Annotated in this window: 15 protein-coding genes; 10 read left to right on the top strand and 5 right to left on the bottom strand. The window is 50.1% G+C overall.

Annotated elements, in window-relative coordinates:
* Nucleotides 1–73 precede the first annotated feature (73 nt).
* Complete coding sequence (gene recD / locus Q320_RS0101640) at nt 74–1,858, top strand: exodeoxyribonuclease V subunit alpha (RefSeq protein ID WP_027467554.1); 1,785 nt, start codon at nt 74–76, stop codon at nt 1,856–1,858.
* Nucleotides 1,859–2,119: 261 nt separating this feature from the next.
* A complete protein-coding gene (locus tag Q320_RS0101625; RefSeq protein ID WP_084282259.1) occupies nt 2,120–4,615 on the top strand; it encodes a carbohydrate-binding protein in 2,496 nt (831 codons plus the stop codon).
* 54 nt (nt 4,616–4,669) lie between these two features.
* On the opposite strand, the gene Q320_RS18030 is transcribed toward Q320_RS0101625, so the two are convergent.
* A complete protein-coding gene (locus Q320_RS18030) occupies nt 4,670–5,461 on the bottom strand; it encodes a pseudouridine synthase (RefSeq protein WP_051534374.1) in 792 nt (263 codons plus the stop codon).
* A gap of 107 nt (nt 5,462–5,568) precedes the next feature.
* On the opposite strand from Q320_RS18030, the gene Q320_RS0101615 reads away from it, so the two are divergent.
* Nucleotides 5,569–6,063 (top strand): hypothetical protein, encoded by a 495-nt coding sequence (locus tag Q320_RS0101615; RefSeq protein WP_027467551.1) that lies wholly within the window; start codon nt 5,569–5,571, stop codon nt 6,061–6,063.
* Nucleotides 6,064–6,126: 63 nt separating this feature from the next.
* Here Q320_RS0101615 and glnE read toward each other — a convergent pair whose 3' ends face one another.
* Nucleotides 6,127–8,799 carry a bifunctional [glutamate--ammonia ligase]-adenylyl-L-tyrosine phosphorylase/[glutamate--ammonia-ligase] adenylyltransferase gene (gene glnE / locus Q320_RS18025; RefSeq protein ID WP_035851661.1) on the bottom strand — a complete coding sequence of 891 codons (2,673 nt, stop codon included), beginning with the start codon at nt 8,797–8,799 and terminating at the stop codon, nt 6,127–6,129.
* A gap of 166 nt (nt 8,800–8,965) precedes the next feature.
* Between glnE and Q320_RS0101605 the strand changes: the two genes are divergently transcribed.
* The 4 genes from Q320_RS0101605 to Q320_RS18020 all read left to right on the top strand — a co-directional run bounded on the left by Q320_RS0101605 (nt 8,966) and on the right by Q320_RS18020 (nt 15,780).
* A complete protein-coding gene (locus Q320_RS0101605; protein WP_027467550.1) occupies nt 8,966–12,817 on the top strand; it encodes a YhdP family protein in 3,852 nt (1,283 codons plus the stop codon).
* A gap of 61 nt (nt 12,818–12,878) precedes the next feature.
* Nucleotides 12,879–13,685, top strand: coding sequence for a carbon-nitrogen hydrolase family protein (locus Q320_RS0101600; protein ID WP_027467549.1), 807 nt, complete (start codon nt 12,879–12,881; stop codon nt 13,683–13,685).
* 213 nt (nt 13,686–13,898) lie between these two features.
* Entirely contained in the window at nt 13,899–15,338 is a 1,440-nt protein-coding gene (gene tldD, locus Q320_RS0101595; protein ID WP_027467548.1) for a metalloprotease TldD, read from the top strand.
* Nucleotide 15,339: 1 nt separating this feature from the next.
* Nucleotides 15,340–15,780: a GNAT family N-acetyltransferase gene (locus tag Q320_RS18020; protein WP_051534373.1), complete on the top strand. Its 441-nt coding sequence runs from the start codon at nt 15,340–15,342 to the stop codon at nt 15,778–15,780.
* Between the two features lie 68 nt (nt 15,781–15,848).
* On the opposite strand, the gene Q320_RS0101585 is transcribed toward Q320_RS18020, so the two are convergent.
* Nucleotides 15,849–16,718: an HDOD domain-containing protein gene (locus Q320_RS0101585; protein ID WP_027467547.1), complete on the bottom strand. Its 870-nt coding sequence runs from the start codon at nt 16,716–16,718 to the stop codon at nt 15,849–15,851.
* A gap of 276 nt (nt 16,719–16,994) precedes the next feature.
* On the opposite strand from Q320_RS0101585, the gene rlmB reads away from it, so the two are divergent.
* On the top strand, nt 16,995–17,747 hold the full coding sequence (gene rlmB / locus Q320_RS0101580) for a 23S rRNA (guanosine(2251)-2'-O)-methyltransferase RlmB (protein WP_027467546.1): 753 nt from the start codon (nt 16,995–16,997) through the stop codon (nt 17,745–17,747).
* Nucleotides 17,748–17,807: 60 nt separating this feature from the next.
* Here rlmB and Q320_RS0101575 read toward each other — a convergent pair whose 3' ends face one another.
* Complete coding sequence (locus Q320_RS0101575) at nt 17,808–18,485, bottom strand: hypothetical protein (RefSeq protein ID WP_027467545.1); 678 nt, start codon at nt 18,483–18,485, stop codon at nt 17,808–17,810.
* 57 nt (nt 18,486–18,542) lie between these two features.
* Nucleotides 18,543–19,289: a fumarate/nitrate reduction transcriptional regulator Fnr gene (fnr, locus tag Q320_RS0101570; RefSeq protein ID WP_051534372.1), complete on the bottom strand. Its 747-nt coding sequence runs from the start codon at nt 19,287–19,289 to the stop codon at nt 18,543–18,545.
* A gap of 160 nt (nt 19,290–19,449) precedes the next feature.
* Between fnr and hemN the strand changes: the two genes are divergently transcribed.
* A complete protein-coding gene (gene hemN, locus Q320_RS0101565; protein WP_051534371.1) occupies nt 19,450–20,859 on the top strand; it encodes an oxygen-independent coproporphyrinogen III oxidase in 1,410 nt (469 codons plus the stop codon).
* A gap of 20 nt (nt 20,860–20,879) precedes the next feature.
* Complete coding sequence (locus Q320_RS0101560; protein WP_027467542.1) at nt 20,880–21,539, top strand: sulfite exporter TauE/SafE family protein; 660 nt, start codon at nt 20,880–20,882, stop codon at nt 21,537–21,539.
* The last annotated feature ends 20 nt before the right edge of the window (nt 21,540–21,559 follow it).

Here is a 21,559-nt window from a genome sequence, read left to right as displayed (position 1 = left end):
CTTTTGCCGTATTGAATGGCGACCTAACCCACCCTACGGTTTTGACTTTCATATTGAATATTGAGAATACGTAATGAGCATCGAGCAACTCGATTTTTCAACGGCTTTGGTTGATTTATTACGGCGGAAAAATCCCGCAGCACCCGCAGATTTATTGGGTTTAGCGGCGGAACTCGCTAAAGCCAGCGAGCGCGGTGATGTTTGCGTCGCGGTGCCGCAGCGCACCGATATTGCTGCGTGGTTGCAAAGCGGTTTGGTCGGCGAGGCGGGCAGCTTTACGCCGCTGATTGTGTCGCAGCAGCGGCTCTATTTGGCGCGCTATCACCAATATGAAGCGCGTTTGGCTGAGCAATTGCTGGCGCTGGCCGCCAGCGCACCGCCTGCACCCGATGCGGCGCAGCTCACTGCCTTGTTGCACACCTTTTTTGCCAGCAGCGCAGAAAATCCAGATTGGCAGAAGGTCGCTGTAGCAGCGGCTTTGCATCAGCGTTTGACGGTGATTAGCGGCGGGCCGGGGACCGGTAAAACCACGACCTTGATTAAATTGCTGGCCTTGCTCCAAATCACGGCTGCGCAGCCGCCTCAAGGAACGTCTGCGCAGCCATTGCGCATTTTATTAGCAGCGCCAACGGGCAAAGCCGCAATGCGGATGCAGGAGGCGATTCGTAAAGGTAAGGCTGAGTTGCAGCAGCAAGGGTTGTTAACGGCAGAAATCGCTGCGCAAATTCCTGATACAGCGAGCACTTTGCATCGCTTACTGAAAAACAAACTCAATTCAGTGCAGTTTCACCATACGGCGCAGCAGCCTTTGTTGCTCGATGTGCTGGTGCTGGACGAGGCGTCGATGATTGATTTGGCGCTGATGAGTAAACTCGTTGATGCGCTGCCGCCGCACGGGCGACTGATTTTGCTCGGTGACAAAGATCAATTGTCTTCCGTTGAAGCGGGCGCAGTGATGGGCGATTTGTGCGCGGGCGCGGGTTTGTCGCCACAATTTGCCGCGCAGCTCTCGCAACTGACAGGGCAGCATATCGAAGCGGGTTTTTCAGATTCCAAGCTGGGCGATCATGTGATGACTTTGCAAAAAAGTTATCGTTTTTCTGGCGTCATTGGTGACTTGGCACGGGCGATTAATAGCGGTGACTTGCGCAAACTCAGCACCTTACTTGCTAAAGCTAAGCTAGAGGTCAGCGCGCCGCTCACTTGGTACAACAGCAATCCGGCGCAGCAAGGTGGTGATTTAATCGCACCGCTGATGGAAGGCTATGCTGATTTTTTTGCCGCGATTGCGAGTGACACTACGCCGCTGGATGTTTTCAAAGCCTTTGATGCGTTTCGCGTACTCAGCCCAATTCGGCATGGCGCAGCCAGTGTGTCGCGCGTGAATGCCTTGATTGAAACGCAATTGGTCAAACGCGGCCTGCGTATGAGCGATCAAGTTTGGTACGCAGGTCGCCCCGTGCTGGTGCCGCAAAATCTGTACGAGCTGGATCTATACAACGGCGATATTGGTCTGACTTTGCCCGATGAGAGCGGCAAATTGTGGGTGCATTTTCCGAATGCAGATGGCGGCACACGAAAAGTCGCGCCAGCGCGCTTACCGGCGGTAGAAACGGCGTTTGCGATGACGGTGCATAAATCGCAAGGTTCAGAGTTTGGCCATGTGCTGCTGCTCTTGCCTAGTCCCGCTGACGGCAGTGCAGGGTATTTAAGTCGCGAATTGGTTTATACGGCGATTACTCGCGCAAGAAGTAAAGTCAGTTTGTGGGGTGAAGAATCGGTGATTGCCAGCGCCAGCCGCAAGGGCGTAGCACGGCAATCGGGTTTGGCGCAGCGCTTGATGACTTCCTGGGGCTGAGGGCGTGATTTCGAGCCTTGTATTTTCAGAGTACGCAGTAAGTCACTGTTTCAGATCTACTATTCGTGCATGCGGCTAATTTATATCACTACATTACGGATTTATTGACAGTCAATGTGAAAAAATTATTGCAAAGCGTAAATTTAATTATTGATTTGTAGTAAGTAAGTGTTTGAGTACGTATTAACCCGCATGAGATTATCCGCCCAATGTTTGACTGTAATAGTCAGGTCGTGGATAAACTTCAGGGGTTGGTGAGAAATGATATTCAAGAAAATGGCGACAAGCTTGGCTTTGCTGGCTTTAGGGGGCGGGTCGATGTCGGCTGCGGCAGCTGTTTCATGTGCTGACAGTTGGCAGGCAACGCAGGTTTATACTGGTGGGCAGTCGGTAGTGCTGAAAGGGAATACTTACCGCGCTAAATGGTGGACTCTGGGCGATAGTCCTTTGAATAATTCGGCTGCGGGGCAGGTTTGGGAGTTGCTTAGTGTGTGCTCGCTCACAACTACACCGAGTATAACGCCGCAGGCTACGCCTACAGTATCGCCTACGGTTATACCTACTACACCAATGCCGAGCCCCAGCGCAAAGCCCACGCTGACGCCAAGCCCGACGAATTCGCCAACGCCAAGTCCGATTACAACGCCGACAGCGGCCCCTACGAACTCACCGAAACCAAGTGTCACGCCAACTGCAACACCGACTCCGATCAATACACCGACGCCGATTCCGACATTAAGCCCATCGCCGACGCCAACTACGCCAAGCAATAGCGGTTGCGCGGCAGCATGGGATGCGGCGATTGCGTATACCGCAGGCGCCAAAGTGCAGCGGGGTGGGGTGAATTATCAGTCGAAATGGTGGACGCAAGGTGAAGACCCTGCGCTGAATTCGGGAGACGCCAAGCCTTGGCAAAAATTGGATATTTGCAGTAGTAGCGCTACACCAACGCCGAGTGCGACACCTGTCGCTTCGGTAACGCCGAAACCATCGACTACACCATCAGTTACCCCAACGCCAAGTCCTGTCCTTACACCTGTACCAACAGTGACACCCGCGCCATCGCCATCTGCAAGCCCAAGTGCTTTGGATCACTTGATGATTAACGAAGTGGCCGCTGATCCTACGGGGCAAGGCAGTTGGTTCGAGATTTATAATCCGACCAGCCAAGCGATAAGTTTGAATGATGTCAGTGTGCGAATTCAAAGCAAGCCACTGAATGCCTTAAGCACGTATGCACTGAGCGGCACGATAGCTGCGCAGTCTTATGTGGTGGTGGCCGCCAATACCGAAGCGACAGCTTCGAAGAAAACAGCGCAAACGCAATATATTGGCAATTACCAAGATTGGCCGATTTGGGGGGCAGATGGTTCAGTTGAGTTAGTGCGTAATAACCAAACTATCGACTACGTGCGTTTTGGCAGTAATGCAACGCAGCCAATGAGCGCTGCCGCGTGGCAAGGCAGCCCCGCTGCCGCATTGAGTGGTACGGGTAGTTATGCCTTAGTTCGCTACTACACTCAGACTAGTGATAATCAAGGCGCGGCCGATTGGCGCGTCGTGCCATTTGGTACGCCGGGTGGCCGCAATGATGTGGATAGTGATGCGCGTGATGACGATCGCGACGGTATTCCAACAAGTGCGAAAAAACCGGGCGGTACTTACGCAGGTTTGGATTTGTACGCCATGGGCGCGCGTGCAGGTCGTCCGACCATCATGATTCAAATCGATTGGATGCAAAGTAGTAACGACGAAGGGATTAAGCCGCGTAAAGAAGCGCTGCAAATGGTACGTGCAGCATTTAATCGCAAAGGGATTGATTTGCTGATGGACGTTGGCCAGTTGTATAGCCCTGTGCTGAATGCGGCTGATTTTAATATGGGTAGCGGTAAAGAAGTGGCTTACGCGCGTTGCTTATCTTTGTATAAGAGCGCCGATTGCGCCAATGCGATGGATTACAAAAGCGACAGCATGGATGTTCGCCGCCGTTTGATTTCGCATTATATGTTGATGGGTTCAACACAAAACAGCAATGGTTATGGCGGCTCGTCGGGTATGGGTGAAATCAATGGGAATGACTTTATTGTGACGCTCGGCTTGTGGGGATTAACCAGTAGTAGTGGTTCTGAGTTGTATAAGCTGATTAATTACCAAGCCGGCACGATTATGCATGAGCTGGGGCATAACTTAGGCTTGTTCCATGGTGGTGACGAAGGCAAAAATAATAAGCCCAATTATTTGAGCGTGATGAATTACGAATATCAACTCAATGGCGTGCCGAGCGACCCGACGGACATTAGCGAGCGAATTTATTACCGCCAAAATGGTCTAGGCCATGCTACACCGGGCAAAGCGGCGAATACTTATGGTGTTTGCGAACTGCTAGATGGGCCGTGCAGTAATCGTTTTGTCGTCGATTATTCCGATGGTACCAGCATGCCATTGAATGAATGGGGTTTGGACGAGGCCAAGATGATTGGTCGCAGTGTGAAAACCGGTGCGTTTGCGGATTGGAATTACAATGGTATTCGTGAAGGCAGTGTGTCACGCGATGTCAATGATGATGGTATTACCGATACCAATTTGAATGACTATGCCGATTGGACGCATATTCAATTGGCGTTTAACGGTAGTGTGTATTCGGTATTTAGAGGCGCAACGGTCGCTGAACCCAATTCACGCCAGCAAGTTCGTTTACATCATTCTGAGCAAGAAGTTTCAGTTGAAACACCACCTGCGTTTTTGAATAAAAAATAAGACTAATTAAAGTCGATAAAACCGCGTATTGCCAATGCAGTACGCGGTTTTTTATTACACAAAAATCTGTCGATTGCGTGCAGTGCCAGAGGCTTTTGGTGTCTCGTAAGCGATATCGTTTACTTGTAGTGCATCAAGCCAATTAAGTTGTGCGGCAATCCATGCCATGTCAGCAGCGAGTGGTGCGTTCACGGTGAGGGGCTGGCCGCTGATGGGGTGCGGAAAACTCATTTTTTGGCAAGCAAGTAGCAGCCGATCAACGCCAAAGGCTTGGGCAAATGCGCGATTGTGGCGGCCTTTGCCATACGTCGTGTCGCCAATAATCGGATGGCTTAAGTGCTTGAGGTGGCGACGAATTTGGTGGCGTCGCCCAGTGATCGGGTTCAGCGCAACGAGTGCATAGCGGCTGCTGGGGTATTTATCCACCGTCCACGGTAATTCAATCGTCGCTAAACGGCGAAATTCAGTCTGGCTTTCTTGCGCGCCTTTGGGAACTTCATCACCAAAGACTTCGGCTTCGTCTTTTCTGAGTTCGAGTGGGTGATCGATCAACCCTTGTTCGAGCGGCCAGCCGCGCACGATGGCAATATATTGCTTGTGGACTTCACGTGCAGCAAAGCTCATCGACAAGGCGCGCGCAGCGGCAGTATTTAGGCCAAAGAGCAAAACGCCTGAGGTGGCTTTATCGAGTCGATGTGCTGGAAACACATGCTGGCCGATTTGATCGCGCAGTAATTGCACGGCAAAGCGGGTTTCATAAGCATCAAGGCTGCTGCGATGTACGAGTAAATCACTGGGTTTATGAATAGCAACGAGGTCGTCGTCTTGATACAAAATAGGCAGCATGGGGCTCAAAAGGTGTCGTTATTTTTGCGGCTCAGATTTCGATCTGAGTAAGTTTTTGGGTTTTGTGATATTGTCATCGGCAATGATTGGAATGCTAGGATAGTGCCATGACAATGGTTCGAAATTTACCGCGATATGCATGTGGGCATGTACATTCGGCAGATGCTTATGCTCGTGCCGATGATCATTCGCAAACCTTAAGCTGGGCCGCGACGGATTTACCATGCTCTAATTGCTGCCGCCATCTTCTGGCAACGTTGGATTTGAACCCAGAAGTCTACGTGAATTTGCAGCAATTATCACCCGGTATGGCCGCGTTTGTCATTGAAGTGAATGAAGTGGCGCAGCCATTGGATGGCGTACTGAAGCTCACTGGCTATGTACACCGCGCGGCTTCAACCGATGAATTGCATCCCGGCGGCGATGCATTTGATTTGCCTAATGCCGTTTGGCGTAAAGAGTATTGGTTTGCCGATGAAACCGAGCCAATGCATGTGGTGGCTTTGTTGCGCCATTTAAAGCAAGAAATGCGCTGGTTGGAAACCTATCTGCCAAAAGGCGAGCGAGGGATTCACTTCGCCGATTTTGTTCCTCCCCATTAATGGATACCAAGAAAAAACCGAGCTTGTGGCTCGGTTTTTTTGTATCCAGATAAATGGAAAGTTCTAGCCAAATAAGCTTTGCCACGTTGCTTTGACGGATTCTAGCTCCGCTGCGATGGGGCTTAGCATGCTGGCATCGAGCTGCGTGCCATTGAGTCGATTAATGTGTTGCAGTCGGCGCAATGCCCGATACGCTGTTCTGGCGTGCTGCGCTGCGTTGTTGCTGATCAAACCGTGCTGAGCTGCGGTGTCGAGTAAAGCAATATTGCCCAGATTGGCGGTTAAATCGGCATGCTGAGCCGAATAGGCCAAAATCAAAAACTGCATAATAAATTCGATATCCACAATGCCGCCACGAACGTGCTTCACGTCGTTGGCTTGTGCGGGGTGTGTTTCGAGCATTTTCTCGCGCATGCTGCGCACTTCGGCGCGCAGCGCAGGAATGTCCCGCTCAAGGCATAAAATATTATTGCGTATGGTGGTGAATTTTTGGCCAATTTTTATATCGCCAGAGCAATACCTCGCCCGGGTAAGTGCCTGATGCTCCCATACCCAGGCGGCTGTACGCTGATACTGCTCGAAGGCTTCAATGCTAGATACCAGCAAGCCAGAGCTGCCATTGGGGCGCAGTCGCAAGTCAATATCGTAGAGCTGGCCTGCTGACGTTAGACTACTAAGCCAATTGACCACGCGCTTGGCAAAACGAGCATAAATTTCGCCGGCATTGGGGTGTTCATCCTCATAGAGAAACACCAGATCCAAATCGGATGCATAGCCCAATTCTTTGCCGCCCAGTTTGCCGTAACCAATAATCGCAAACTGCGGCTGCGCAACATGGGTATTAGGTAAATCGCGCCAAACTTCTTCAATCGTTACCGATAAAATCAAATCAGCTAAATCGGATAAATGATCTGATAGCGTTTCTAGCGGCAAAATATCGGCTAAATCTTGCGCTACCAGCCGGAAAATCTGCGTGTGTTGGAAATGTCGCAAGCAATCCATGCGCGCTTCGGTATCATCGCCCAGTGCTTGAATCTCTTGGCGTAATTGCGCTCCCAGTTTTTGCCAATCGGGTGCTTGATGCAATAAGCGAAAATCGAGCAACTCGTCTAATAAAATCGGATGCCGAGTCAAATATTCAGAAACCCAAGGACTGGCGCTATAGAGACCTGCCAGTCGTTTGAGCGCTTGTGGGTGCTCCGCCAGCAAAGCTAAGTAGGATTCGCGGCGGCCAATCGCTTCAAGTAAATCCAGTAGGCGGGTGAGTGTGGTGTCGGGATTGTTAAATTCGGCTGCGATAGTAATCAACGACGGCAAAATCGCATCCAAACGCTGGCGGCAGCGATCCGGCATTTGTTTGTATTTGCTACCGTCATGCAGCGCATTGAGCCGACGCTGGATATCGCTGGGGTTTTGAAATCCCAGTTGGCTTAAGTGCGTTGTATCTTTATCGAGGTATTGGTCGATATGCGTTTCGCTTTCTCCACCATTAAGTGCCGTTTGCTCAGGTAGTGCGAAAATTTGATCAAATTGGATGGTGACGTAGTTGCGATACTCGTCCAGCTTGAGTTTGAAGCTGTCCCAATCGGCAAAGCCCATACTGCTGGCCAATCGGATTTGGTCGTCCGTATTGGTCGGCAACATCTGGGTTTGCGCATCGTCTAAATACATAATCCGATGTTCGATATTGCGTAAAAAGACATAGGCTGCTTGTAGTTGTGTGACCACGTCACTGGGTAGTGTGCCTTGCTGTTCAAGCTCATTGAGGATGACTTGAGTGGGGCGCTGTTGTAGCACTTTATTGCGTCCGCCACGGATGAGCTGAAACACTTGGCCAATAAATTCAATTTCCCGAATTCCGCCGGGGCCGAGTTTGACATTATCAAAACGATCTTTACGCGCCACTTCGCGGCGAATTTGGCTGTGTAGCTCACGCATTGAATGGTAGGCGCCGTAATCGAGGTATTTTCGATAAATAAACGGTGTTACCAAACTCATCAATCCTTCCGCGTCGCCCGACAAGGCGCGGCCTTTGATCCACGCGTAGCGCTCCCATTCACGGCCTTGCATCAGTAGGTAGTTTTCTAGCGCGGCAAAGCTCGTCACCAAGGGGCCAGAGTCGCCGAACGGGCGCAGGCGCATATCAACGCGAAATACAAAACCATCAGCGGTGGTGTCGCCAATAATCCGAATCAGCTTTTTGCCGATTTGCGCAAAGTACTCGTGATTGCTGATGGATTTAATACCGTTGGTGTTGCCGTCTTCTGGGTAGACAAAGATCAAATCAATATCAGACGATACATTGAGTTCACGTCCGCCGAGTTTTCCCATGCCAACGACGATCAGCTCTTGCCGCAAGCCAGTTTCTTCACCGATCGGTTCACCAATTCGCTCGTTCGAAATAGACAAAAAAGCCAGTGCATTGGCGATGGCGACTTCGGCCAAATCGCTGGTGGTGGTGACGACTTCCTCAAGGTCAGACAGCCCATTGATTTCGCGTACGATCAATCGCGCCATCACTGCCTGACGTAAATTTCGCAATTGCTGGCTGAGTTCGTCTTCGCTTTGAATTTGGGCTGCGTCTAATTGCGACTGCATTTGTGCGCGGGTGAATACTTGTTCTATGCATTGCTCGGTGCTGATTGCCAGATGGGGGTGGCGCAAGAACAGATTTTTTAGATAGCGGCTGTGGTTTAAGGCGGCGGTGATGCGGAGTGAATCGCTGATTTCAGTCATCTTTTATACTCTTCGCGAATGCGCTGTCGTTTTAAGTGCAAGGAAAGTGATTGCTGCGCCATTTTAGCTTTAGAAACAGGGTAAAATATTGGGTTTCTTCGCTGTTAATTGTTACATAGCCTAGCCCGTTTGGGCGCTTCCCCTTTTTGAATTTGGATTTTTTTTAGTGCGCCGCATCAAACTTGCTTTATTTCATCTGCCAACTTGGCTATTTCGTTGGTTGAAACGCATCGCACTGGCGCTAGCCTTATTGCTGGCGATTTTGGCGTGTGCTTGGCAGTTCTGGCTGGTGCCACGACTCAATGAGTATCGACCTTTGCTGGTTGAGCAGTTGCAAACCGCTACCGGCACGTCGGTTTCGGTGGGGCAGATCATGGGTGGGTGGCAGCGCTTACGTCCGCAAATCACCTTGACTCAATTACAAATTGGCGAAAATCGACACGCGCCCGCTTTGGTGCTGCAAAAACTAGAAGGCACTTTGTCGGTCTGGGCGATGCTCACCGGTCGCCTGCAATTTCATCAGATCCGCTTGCAAGCGCCAGTGCTGGACATTACTCGTTTAGCTGATGGCGGCTGGCGAATGGGCGGGATTGCGTTATCGCAACAAAAAACCAGTGATGCCAGTGTGTTGAACTGGTTTTTGGCGCAAGGCGAAATTGTCATTGAGCGTGGTCAGTTGCGCTTTAGAGATGAGCAAGGGCTTTATCCTAGTCTTGATTTGACGGATCTCAACTTCACCACCGATCAATTTTTTGCCACGCATCGTTTCGAGCTGGCATTTACGCCACCAGTGGCAGTGGGGCCGCGCATTAAATTGCAAGGTCGTTTTCAAGGTCGAGATATTGCCGAGCTGCAGCAGGGTTCGGGCTGGTTAAAAGTACAGGTTCCGGCGACTAATTTGGTGAGGCTGATGCCTTGGTTGAGCGACTGGTGGCCACAGTACCAATTTGAGAGTGGACAGGGGCGAGTTGATTTGCGTCTTGAGCTGGTGAATGGCCGGCTGCAAGCACTTGAAGCGGATTTGGGTGTTAGCGATTGGCTGGTGCTGAATAAAAAAACATCAATTAGGTATAGCCTTCCAGTGCTTAATGGCTCTTTCTTTTGGACTAATACCCCCAAGGGGACAGCGCTGAAGATTGAAGGGCGGCAGATTATATCGGGCAGTGGGCCGCTCTGCGAAGGCTGTACTTTGAATTACAGTCAATCGGCCAAGGAATCGGCGCTGGCTTTGAAGCAGTGGCAATTGTCCGGCGTTAATGCGTATTTGCCGCTGCTGCTGGGGGCGCAGGATGCGCTTAGCGCAGAGTTTGCTCAGGGGGCGTTTTCAGGTTTGGTGCGAAGTGCCAATCTGAGCTGGCAAGGTACATGGCCTAAGGCAAGTAAGCTGCGGACTGATTTTGATTTGCTAAATTTCAAAGTGATTCATCCGGCGCTGAGCGTTGGGCCGCTCAATGTAGAAGGTCAATGGCAGGCCGCAGGTGGGCGAGTCGATCTTAACGGGCAAAATGTCTTATTCAATTATCCCGCGCAATTTATCGATCCATTGATACTGGCTGAGGCGCACTCTAGGCTTGAATGGCAAAAGAAAGCCGATCATTGGCAGCTGGATTTAGTCAATCTGTCATTGATGAATGCCGCATTACAGTTAAAACTGAGCGGCAGTTATATCGGGCCCGCCTCAGGGGAAGGTAAAGTGAAGCTGGCTGGGGATATTGGGCATTTGGCTGCGAATCAGGCTTATCGTTATTTGCCTCGTATTCTGGGGGATGATGTTCTGGAATGGTTGCAACAGGCTTTATTGGCGGGGGATGCCAGTGATGGCAAGTTGATCTGGCAGGGCGATGTCGCTGGATTTCCGTATCGCAAAGGTTCCGCTGATGAAAAACGTGGGCGTTTTGCGATTGAGGCCAACGCCAAAGATGTGACGCTCAATTATGTACCGGGCTGGCCGCAAATTCATAAAATCAAGGGCAAGCTGGCATTTGAAGGCTTGGCGATGGACATCACGGCCCGTTCAGGTGAAATTTCCAATACTCAGCTCAGTGATGTGTCGGTGCGGATTCCCGATTTAATGTATGAGCAGCATATTTTGGTGGAAGGTAAAGCCAGTGGGCAGACGCAAGACTTTTTGCAATTTGTGGCCAGTAGCCCAGTTAAAGCAAGTACCGAAGGATTTCTAGATACATTAAGCGCGCAGGGCGCGGGTAGTTTGGATTTGAAGCTAGACATGCCGATGGACCAAATTGAGGCAACCAAGGTCAATGGGCGCTATCAGTTTCAGCACAATCGGCTCGATTTTGGTGGTGCGATTCCGCTATTGCAAGCGGCGACTGGCCGAGTTGAATTTACTGAAAAAACCTTGAAAGTACCCGTCGCGCAAGCTCAGGCCTTGGGTGGTACGGTGAAATTGCTGGGATCAAACGATCCAAGTGGCGCGTTGGTTTTGGCGCTGAATGGCGATGCAGCGATGGCGCAAATTGCGGCTGAATATTTGCCCGCTTTGCATAATCATATTTCGGGGCAAACCAACTATCAAGCACGCTTACGCATTGAGCCCAAACAATTTGATTTAACGCTCAATAGTGATTTGCTGGGTAGCAAAGTAACTTTGCCTGCGCCTATGGGCAAAAATGCCGGCGAAGCTCGCAACTTACAAGTGAAAGCAAAAGGAAGTAGTCAGGGCAGTGCGGGGCCGCAGAGCCAGTTGGAATTTACCTTGGGTGATGTGTTGGCGGGGAAAATGCAAACCAGCCATGCAGGCGCCGCGCCGCAATTAAGAATGGCCTTGGCTTTAGGGCGGGATGTCCCTGCATTACCGAATAACGGTATTTTAATCGGCGGTTATTGGCCGCAACTGGCTTTGGAAGACTGGCTGAATTTTGCCGAGCAACTCTCGGGGAAGAACCATGCGGCATTGCCGCCTTTGCAGGTGAAAAATTTGGGGTTTGCTCAGGTCAATGCTTGGGGTCGGGTACTCAATCAGGTGAGTTTAAGTGCTAAGCCGCTTGCAACTGCGTGGCAATTTGATATCGATAGCAAAGAAGTTAAAGGGCAACTGAATTGGAATTCGGATGAGCGCCGAGTCAACGCCAAACTGGAAAAGTTATGGCTGCCCCTGAATGCGCCATCCACTGTCGCAACAGCAGTGGCCAGTATCGATGTTTTGCAGCCGAGTCGCGCAGTGCTTGATCGTGTTTCGGCATTTGATCGGCCGAGTGCTTGGCCGTTTGTGAATCTGGAAGTCAATGATTTACGCTATCAAGCTGTTGAATTAGGCCAGTTGAATGTGGTGGCAGCGCCGCAAGCGCAAGCGTTGGCGATTGAGCAATTGCAGCTTAAAAATAGCGATGGCGTATTTAATTTAGCTGGGGCTTGGACGCAGCACGAAGGCAAAAATATGACGGCAGGTAAGGTTGAACTGACTTCGCCGAGCGTGGGCCGTTTATTGACGCGTTTTGGTTATCCCGAGGCAATGACGAAAGCGCCATTGCATTTTGCGGGCGATGCCAACTGGCAAGGTGTGCCGTGGTCGCCGAAGCTAAATTCGCTGCAGGGGCAATTTAAAATTGACGTTGGCGCGGGGCGTTTTGTGCAGGTTGATCCTGGTGTAGGGCGCTTTTTGACGGTACTCAATTTGCAGGCGATTCCACGACGGCTTAAATTGGACTTTGACGATGTGATTTCGCAAGGCTTTGCATTTGAACGCATTACCGGCGATGCGCAGATGGAGTTTGGCGTTGCGAAAACTAAAAATTTACTGATCGATGCGCCTTCGGCAAAAGTACGCTTTCAAGGTGAAGCTAATTTTGTTGCAGGTACGCAAAATATTGTAGTCAGAATCGTCCCTGCAGTCGCGGATACGGTGGCTTTAGGTGTTGCGGTTATTAATCCTATTTTCGGTTTGGCGACGTTTGCGGCGCAAAAAATACTCAATCAAGATCCGATTGGTGAACTTGTATCATTTGAGTACCTGATTGATGGTGCAATGCGTGACCCACAGGTTAAAAAGTTAAATTAGAGGGGTATATTCCTCTGTCTATTTAAAAATATATTCTGCGTGGTAATACATAGGGTAGGTAATGAGAACTGTTAAAGTCTGTGCAGTGCAAATGATTTCAATGCCGCAAGTGGCGCAAAACGTAGCGCGTGCGCGTGATTTAATCGCTCAAGCGGCCGCCGCTGGTGCTGAGCTGATTGTGCTGCCGGAATACTTTGCGATCATGGGGCACACCGATCAAGACAAGCTTGCCGTGCAAGAAGCTTATGGTGCTGGTCCTTTGCAGGATTTTCTAGCTGCTAGCGCGCGTGAGCATGGTGTTTGGCTGGTTGGCGGCACGATTCCGCTCTGCTCAGATGATCCAAAACGCGTGATGAATTCAAGCTTGGCGTTTAATCCGCAAGGTGAATGCGTGGCGCGATATGACAAAATTCATTTATTTGGTTTTGATAACGGTACTGAGCGATTTTCTGAGTGCGATACGATTGCGCCGGGCAGCCTGCCGGTCACGTTTGACACGCCCTTTGGCCGGATTGGCTTATCAATTTGCTACGATTTACGTTTCCCAGAGCTGTTTCGTAGTGTGGGTGACGTGGATATTTGGCTGCTGCCAGCGGCGTTTACCGCGACGACGGGGCGAGCGCACTGGGAAGTCTTGTTGCGCGCCCGCGCGATTGAAAACCAATGCTTTGTCATTGCGCCCGATCAGGGCGGTCTGCACCCAACGGGGCGGCAAACTTTTGGTCACAGTATGATTATTGATCCGTGGGGGCAAGTACTCGATTGCTTGCCGGAAGGTGAGGGGCTGGTGCTGGCGGAACTGAAGGCCAGTCAGCTTGAGCGAGTGAGAAAAACCTTGCCGGCGCTGGCGCATCGGGTGCTGAAATAACACGATTTTCTTACGATTTCGTTTCTTCGTCCGTGGCCTTTGAATTTTGTTCGTGCTTTTTCGTGCCTTTCGTGGACAATGCCTTTAAGTGCTCGCACAAAAATTTTATGGCAAGGCGTCGAAGCCGCAGGCAGTACTTTAGTACGACAAGGCGAGACAACGATGCAAGAAAACTTTTGTCTATCTACTTAACTATTTAAAAAGTGAATCTCAATGACCGTTTTTGCCCTCGCTGAACAGCAATTATTAACGCCATTTGCCTTGGATGAGGCTGCGCTCGGGCAGGTGTTTGACGACATCATGACGCATGACATCGATTATGCCGATCTCTACTTTCAATACAGCCGCTCGGAAGCGTGGAGTTTGGATGAAGGGATTGTGAAGTCGGGCAGCTTTAGCATCGACCAAGGTGTTGGCGTGCGGGCGATTCAAGGCGAAAAAACCGCATTTGCCTATTCAGATGACATTAGCTTGCCAGCGCTCAAACAAGCTGCGCACGCTACGCGCGCGATTGGTCGGCAAGGTGGGCAGGGTATCTCTGCGAATGTTACCAAGCAGCAAGGTCGCCAGCTCTATACCCCGATAGATCCGATTGCGAGCTTGGATGAAGCAGCGAAAGTTGCTTTGCTCGAGAAATTAGAACAACTGGCGCGCAGCCTTGATCCACGCGTGGTGCAAGTGATGGCGAGTTTGGCCAGTGAGTTTGAAGTGATTTATATCGCGCGCCACGACGGTCACCGTGCCGCTGATGTGCGCCCGCTGTGTCGGCTGTCGATTAATGTGATTATCGAAGCCAATGGCAAGCGCGAGCAAGGCAGCGCGGGTGGTGGCGGACGCTTTGATTACGCTTACTTCACCGACATGGTCTTACTCGATTACGCCAAAAAAGCGGTCGATCAAGCGGTGCTCAATTTAGACGCGCGCCCAGCGCCAGCCGGTGAAATGACGGTGGTACTCGGCAATGGCTGGCCGGGAATTTTGCTACACGAAGCGATTGGTCACGGTTTGGAAGGCGATTTTAATCGTAAAGGCAGCTCGGCATTTGCCGGCAAGATCGGCCAACGTGTCGCCGCTAAAGGCGTGACGGTGGTGGATGACGGCACGATTAACGATAGACGTGGTTCGCTGAATATCGACGATGAAGGCAATCCAACGCAGCGCACCGTATTGATCGAAGACGGTATTTTGCAAGGCTATTTGCAAGACAGCCTCAATGCTCGCTTGATGAATATGCCCGTGACCGGCAATGGTCGCCGCGAAAGTTACGCGCATATCACGATGCCACGCATGACTAATACTTTGATGGAAAATGGCGATAAAGATCCGCAAGAAATTATCGCGTCGATCAAGCGTGGTCTGTACGCGGTGAATTTTGGTGGCGGTCAGGTGGATATTACCAGCGGTAAATTCGTGTTTTCTGCCGCTGAAGCGTGGTGGGTCGAAGACGGCAAATTGATGTATCCGGTAAAAGGCGCAACGCTAATCGGTAACGGTCCCGATGTGCTGACTAAAGTTTCAATGCTCGGTAATGATTTGGCGCTCGATCCTGGCGTTGGGACGTGCGGCAAGGATGGTCAAAGCGTTCCAGTGGGCGTAGGGCAGCCGACGATGCGGATTGACGGCGGCTTAACCGTTGGCGGCACGGGTAACTAAGATGGCGCTGGAAATTAGATTAATTCAAGCTGCGGAGTATCCGCGTGCGTCGGAAGTGGTGTTGAGTACGTTTCAGCATTTGGCGGCGCAATATCAAAGCGCCGCCGGCGTGAAAGCGTTCGCAGAAGTGGCGACGACGGACGCCATTGTGGCGCGAGATGCTGATGGCGCGCAGACTTGGGTGGCAGTCATTCAAGACACCATCATCGGTGTTTTGCAAGTTAAGGTGCAGCATATTGCACTGCTGTTTGTGTTGCCGGAAATGCAAAGTCGTGGTGTTGGTCGCGCTTTATTAAAGGCGGCAGATACCCAATTGCGCGTGGAAACAGTGAACGCCAGTGCTAATAGCGTGTCGGCGTATATGCGTTATGGCTTTATGCCTTGCGGTGCTGAGCAAACTAGCCCAGATGGGATTCGTTATGTGCCAATGCAGCGGATGTGATTCAAGTCTAAGCCTTGTATAGGGTATTGCTCGTTGGCTCTTATTTATTAAAGCTTATAGGCTAATACCTACCAAACGCTCAAAATTTCAGCGCACGCTTCATTCATTTCATCAATTAAGCGAGTGTACTGCGGATTGTCTAGCTCTTCAGGTTCGAACGGCTCAGGTAGATCTTGCTTATTGATTTCATCCAGACCACCCGCAAATAAATTAGCCACATAAATCACATCAGTGAGTTTACGAATTTGCGTTACAGGCGGGCGAGGCAGGTCGTTATCACGGACCGCATCGATGATTTCTTCCGGTAGCCCCAAAGTATCCAGTAGCACCGTACCGATACTGTCGTGCCATTGGGCAACCAAGTAATCGACCGTTTTTGGGCGTTCCAACAGTTCAGGGTAGCGGCCCGCGCGATCGAGCATAAAGAACGCGCCTAAATCGTGGACTAGTCCAGCCAAAAATGCCATATCAGGATTAATGCGCGGCGCGAGCTGTTTGCACAGTACGCGTGAAATCGCCGCACATTTGAGGCTATGCAACCACCATAAGTTCGATTGCGCTTCAAATGGTGCAAGCTGCGCTGAGCGCGCCAATTGATCCATCGCACAGGCCAATGCCACTGAGCGAGCTGTGCCCATCCCCAGTCGAATCACTGCGTTTTCAATATCGACAATATTTCTGCCGGATGGGTTGTAGGTGATGCAATTGGCGAGTTTGAGTATTTTGGTGGCAATCAGTGGGTCTTTTTGCACTTCTGCGGCGATTTGCTGAATCGATGCATTGTGATTTTTCATGACCGTGCCAATTTCAATGGCGATATCAAAGCAAATGGGGAAAACCGTATCGCTATCGAGTTCTTTGGCGATGTCTTCAAGCATGGCCAAGCGCTGATCATGCAATTCGGTATTGGTTTTGTCTTCGGTGAGCGTCATGGTCATATTGGATAACAACTTGATAAATGGCCGATGTTGCTTAAGGATAGTATAAAAGCGACTTAATTTGTTTGTCAGCAATAAATATTTAGTGTTTTTTGCGAGATATTTTTGGCTTGCTCCGGTGATAAATACCTCGCCAGTGCCTCGTAGACAGCATATCGGTGCCGCATAAAGACGGCCAAGTAAAGCAGATTTGTATTTAGAAATGGCATTACGGCAAGTTTTTTTTCGCTAAACACCGTAAAATCACCCCCTTAGCTATTTTTGGAAGTAATGCGCATGGCACAGAATAAAATTATCCACGGTTTTCATGCCGTAGGTTCACGTTTACGTCGTTTCCCCGATTCGGTGCTCGAAGTTTATGTGAATAGCGAGCGCAGCGATCCACGGATGAAAGATTTGCTTAAATCAGTGAAGCTGCAAGACGTGAAGCTGGTACAAGTGGATGGTGCGCGTTTGGATGGTATTGCTGGGCATGTGCGTCATCAGGGCGTTGCGGCCTTGATTGATACCGAAAAAAGCTATTTATCAATTGAAGACGTGCTCGATGATTTGGATGAGCCACCGTTTTTGCTGATTTTGGACGGCATTACCGATCCGCATAATTTGGGTGCGTGCTTGCGCGTGGCCGATGCGATGGGCGTGCATGCGGTGATTGCACCGAAAGACAAATGCGTGGGCATTACCGCGACGGTATCGAAAGTCGCGTGTGGTGCAGCTGAAGTCGTACCGTATGTGATGGTGACTAATTTGGCACGCACGATTCGTGACTTGAAAGAGCGCGGCATTTGGATCGTCGGCACGGATGCCGAAGGCCAATCTGATTTATTCAATTACGAACAAACTGGCCCGATTGCCTGGGTGCTGGGTAATGAGGGTGAAGGCATGCGTCGCTTGACGCGCGAATTGTGCGATAGCTTGGTGTCGATCCCAATGTACGGCTCGGTAGAAAGCTTGAATGTGTCGGTCGCTGCTGGGATTGTATTATCAGAAAGCCGCCGTCAGCGCGTGATGGCTGCTCTGCCTAAGTAATATAATAGTTTGGGTATTGCTCCGTATGCTTTTTTAAATAATGGCTACAGGGTAATACACTTAATTATTGGTTTGAAAACTACTGAGCAATTGGGCGATTTGATGGGCAGGCGAAAGCTTGTCCATATTTTCTTGGTTTAAGAGTTTGGCTTGCTGCGGATTGTAAGGGCTAAATTCGCTGCAGGGGTATTGAGCGAGAAAGAGCTGTGCAACGCTGCTGAGCGATTGAATGAGTAGCTGCTGTTGCGCCATCAGGCTGGATAATTGGGCGATTAAATCGGGGTGATTGAGGCGAAAACCTTCTTGTGGTGACCGCATGTTTTGCCAGAAAGGCAAAGGGCTGTCGGTTTGATTGCCAGTTAAGATAGTCCAGAGTTGATGCAAAAATCCTGCCGCACCAAAATCGCCGACATGTAACCAGCCCGTCGGTATCGGCGCTAGCGCATCCAAAATCGGCGCAGCCATTGCTAAATCGGCGTGACTGCCTGCTGCAGCGATCATATAGCCTTGCATCGGAGCTAGCGGTGAGGGAATTACAAAAACTTCAATACACGCTTGCTGAGTTTTAACAGGTGCCGTGTGAAAAAAATCAGGCTGCAAAATAAGCTGTACGGCGTTCGCACTGCTTGTTTCAATGTGGGGTGTGCACAGGCTATAGGCCAGCGTAGGCGCGTTGAGCGCCAGGCGAGTCGCAATGGCTGGCAGTAGGTAAGCAGGAGCTGAGAGTTGGTAGTGCATAATAAGCTCCTGATTATTGGATTGGCCTGCAAATTTGCGTTCTTGCAGGCCCGTGGCTTATTCGCCGTGACAGTTATTGAGTAGTTTTTTCAGGCTGTCACTGTCAATAATTTCAATCAGTCGGTTTTGGACTTTGATAAATCCCTGATCCTGAAACTTAGACAGCGTACGGCTGACTGTTTCGAGCTTGAGTCCCAAATAACTGCCAATTTCTTCGCGTGTCATCCGCAAGTGAAAGCTGCTGGATGAATAGCCGCGAATCGCAAAACGTTGCGATAAATTCAGCAAAAATGCCGCCAAACGTTCTTCTGCCTTCATATTGCCCAGCAGTAACATCACGCCATGATCGCGGACGATTTCGCGGCTCATTACTTTGTACAAATGGCGCTGCAAAATCGGTACATCACCGGCGAGCTCTTCGATTTCGCCAAATGGCATTTCACAAACTTCGCTATCTTCCAGTGCAATTGCGTCACAGGTATGAAAATCGGAGCTGATTGCATCCATTCCCATCAATTCGCCGGACATATGAAATCCAGTCACTTGCTCGCGGCCATCTTCTGAAATAACACTGGCTTTGAAAAAGCCAACGCGAATCGCAAACAGGGATTTGAAAGGTTCGCCTGCGCGATAGAGTGCTTCGCCGCGCTTGATGGGGCGAGCCTGAGTAATAATTGTGTCCAGTTCTTGCATCTCGTCAGGGGTGAGCCCGATCGGTAAACAGAGCTCACGAAGGCTACAGTTAGAGCATGATTGGCGCAGGTGGCGAGGAGTGAGTTCGCGTATTTGAATGTTTTGAATCATATAAGGCTCGATGTACGCTTGAATGATATTTTCATATGCTGTTTTAAAGCAAAAGCAGCTATCTATAAAGAGGGATGCGCTGGATTGGTTGATCTAGATCAACTTTATTCAGACTAGTACAACTTATGCTGCGGCCAAAGAGTCAATTTTTGAGGGAAAAATGAGCACGCAAAAAATACACTTACTTAGGCCTGTCGTTGACTTTGATCGTGACTTAATTACTCGTTATGACGGTAAGGGGCCTCGATACACTTCTTATCCCACAGCAGATCGTTTTGCGCTTGGGCTTAGCCAAGAATCTCATGCGGCCTGTTTGCTGCAGCGCACTCCGGGTGCTTTGGCGATGCCTCTGTCATTGTACTTCCATTTACCTTTCTGTAATACGATATGTTACTACTGCGGCTGTAATAAAATTATTACCAAAGATCAGAATAAGGCAGATCAATACCTAGATTATCTCACGCAAGAAGTGCAGATGTATGGTGATTTATTACCCAGTCGGCCTAAGGTGAGTCAATTGCATTTGGGCGGCGGCACGCCGACTTTCTTGTCGCATGCGCAATTGCAGCGGCTGATGGATGTGGTCAATACGCATTTCTCTTTGCAAGTGCATGGTGAATATTCGATTGAGATCGATCCGCGTAAAGTCGGCGCAGAAACCATCCAACATTTAGCGAGTTTGGGCTTTAATCGGATGAGTGTCGGGATTCAAGATTTTAATCCCGAGGTGCAAATCGCTGTGAATCGCGTGCAAACTGAGGAAGAAACTCGCACTGTGATTGAAGCTGCGAGGCAATATGGTTTTAGGTCGGTAAGCGTCGATTTGATTTACGGCCTACCCAAGCAAACGGCCGCCAGCGTCGCTGAAACCATATCGCGGGTGCTTTTGCTCAAGCCGGATCGAATCGCGCTCTACAATTATGCACATTTGCCCGAGCGCTTTATGCCGCAGCGGCGCATCAATGTGGACGAGTTGCCATCGGCCGAAGTCAAACTCGATATCTTGCAAAATTCAATCGAACAACTCACGCAAGCAGGTTACGTGTTAATCGGCATGGATCATTTTGCTTTGCCTGATGATGATCTGGCGGTAGCGCAGCGCCGTGGCCGTTTACAGCGTAATTTCCAGGGTTATTCCACGCACGCTGATTGTGATTTATTGGCGTTTGGTGTGTCCTCAATTGGCAAAGTCGGCGCGAGTTATTACCAAAATGTCAAAACGCTAGAGGATTATTACGCCAGATTAGATTTGCAAGAATTCCCCGTTGAGCGCGGCTTAACGATGACGCACGATGATGTGCTGCGCCGCGCCGTGATTCAGGCTTTGATGTGCCAATTTCAAGTGTTTTTTAAACCCTTTGAAGCGGGTTATATGATCCAGTTTGCTGCATATTTTGCTGAAGAATTAGCTTTGTTGCAGCCTTTGGTACTCGACGGTTTAGTCGAGCTGGATGACGATTCAATCACCGTGACGGCCAAAGGGCGGATGTTGATTCGCTCTGTGGCAATGATCTTTGATGGCTATTTGCGGACAAAAGCGACGCAGGCGCGGTATTCTCAGCTGATCTAAAGTGTCGTTTTGAGTTTCGTATGTTGGAATTAGATTTAATTGCGCTTTTTTTAGCCGGTTTGCTCGGCGGCGGGCATTGCGCGGGGATGTGTGGCGGCATTGTCGGTGCATTCAGCGCGCAACTGCCTGCTGGCCCCAAATTACCGTATCACATTGGATTTAATGTAGGCCGACTGCTGGGGTATGCCTTTATCGGCTTTATTCTGGGTGGTCTAGCGAGCTTTACCTCGCTGGCGCAATTGCAGTCCGTCAAAACGATTTTGTTTGTGTTAGCCAATATCCTGTTGATTGTGCTGGGTTTGTATATCGCCGGATGGTCGCGCTGGCTGACGAAAATCGAGAAAGTAGGCCAGCCGATTTGGCGGCAGATTCAACCGCTGTTACGTCGATTTTTACCGATCCGTACGCTATGGCATACGCCGATCATTGGTTTTTTGTGGGGCTGGATTCCCTGTGGTTTGGTGTATACCGCTAGTTTAGCGGCGCTTTCTACTGCGTCGATGTGGCAAGGTGCTGGTGTGATGTTGGCGTTTGGTTTGGGAACATTGCCGAATTTATTGCTGATGGGCTTGTTTGCCAGTGGCTTGATGCGGGTGCTGAATTACCCCGGTGTTCGCCCTTGTTTTGGGGTGATTATTATTGGTTTTGGTGTTTATCGTTTGATAGGTATTGCCATATAGGCATTGGCTAATAATGGTTG

The sequence above is a fragment of the Deefgea rivuli DSM 18356 genome, assembly GCF_000620145.1.
GTDB lineage: Bacteria > Pseudomonadota > Gammaproteobacteria > Burkholderiales > Chitinibacteraceae > Deefgea > Deefgea rivuli.
This window is presented reverse-complemented; position numbering and strand designations above follow the sequence as displayed.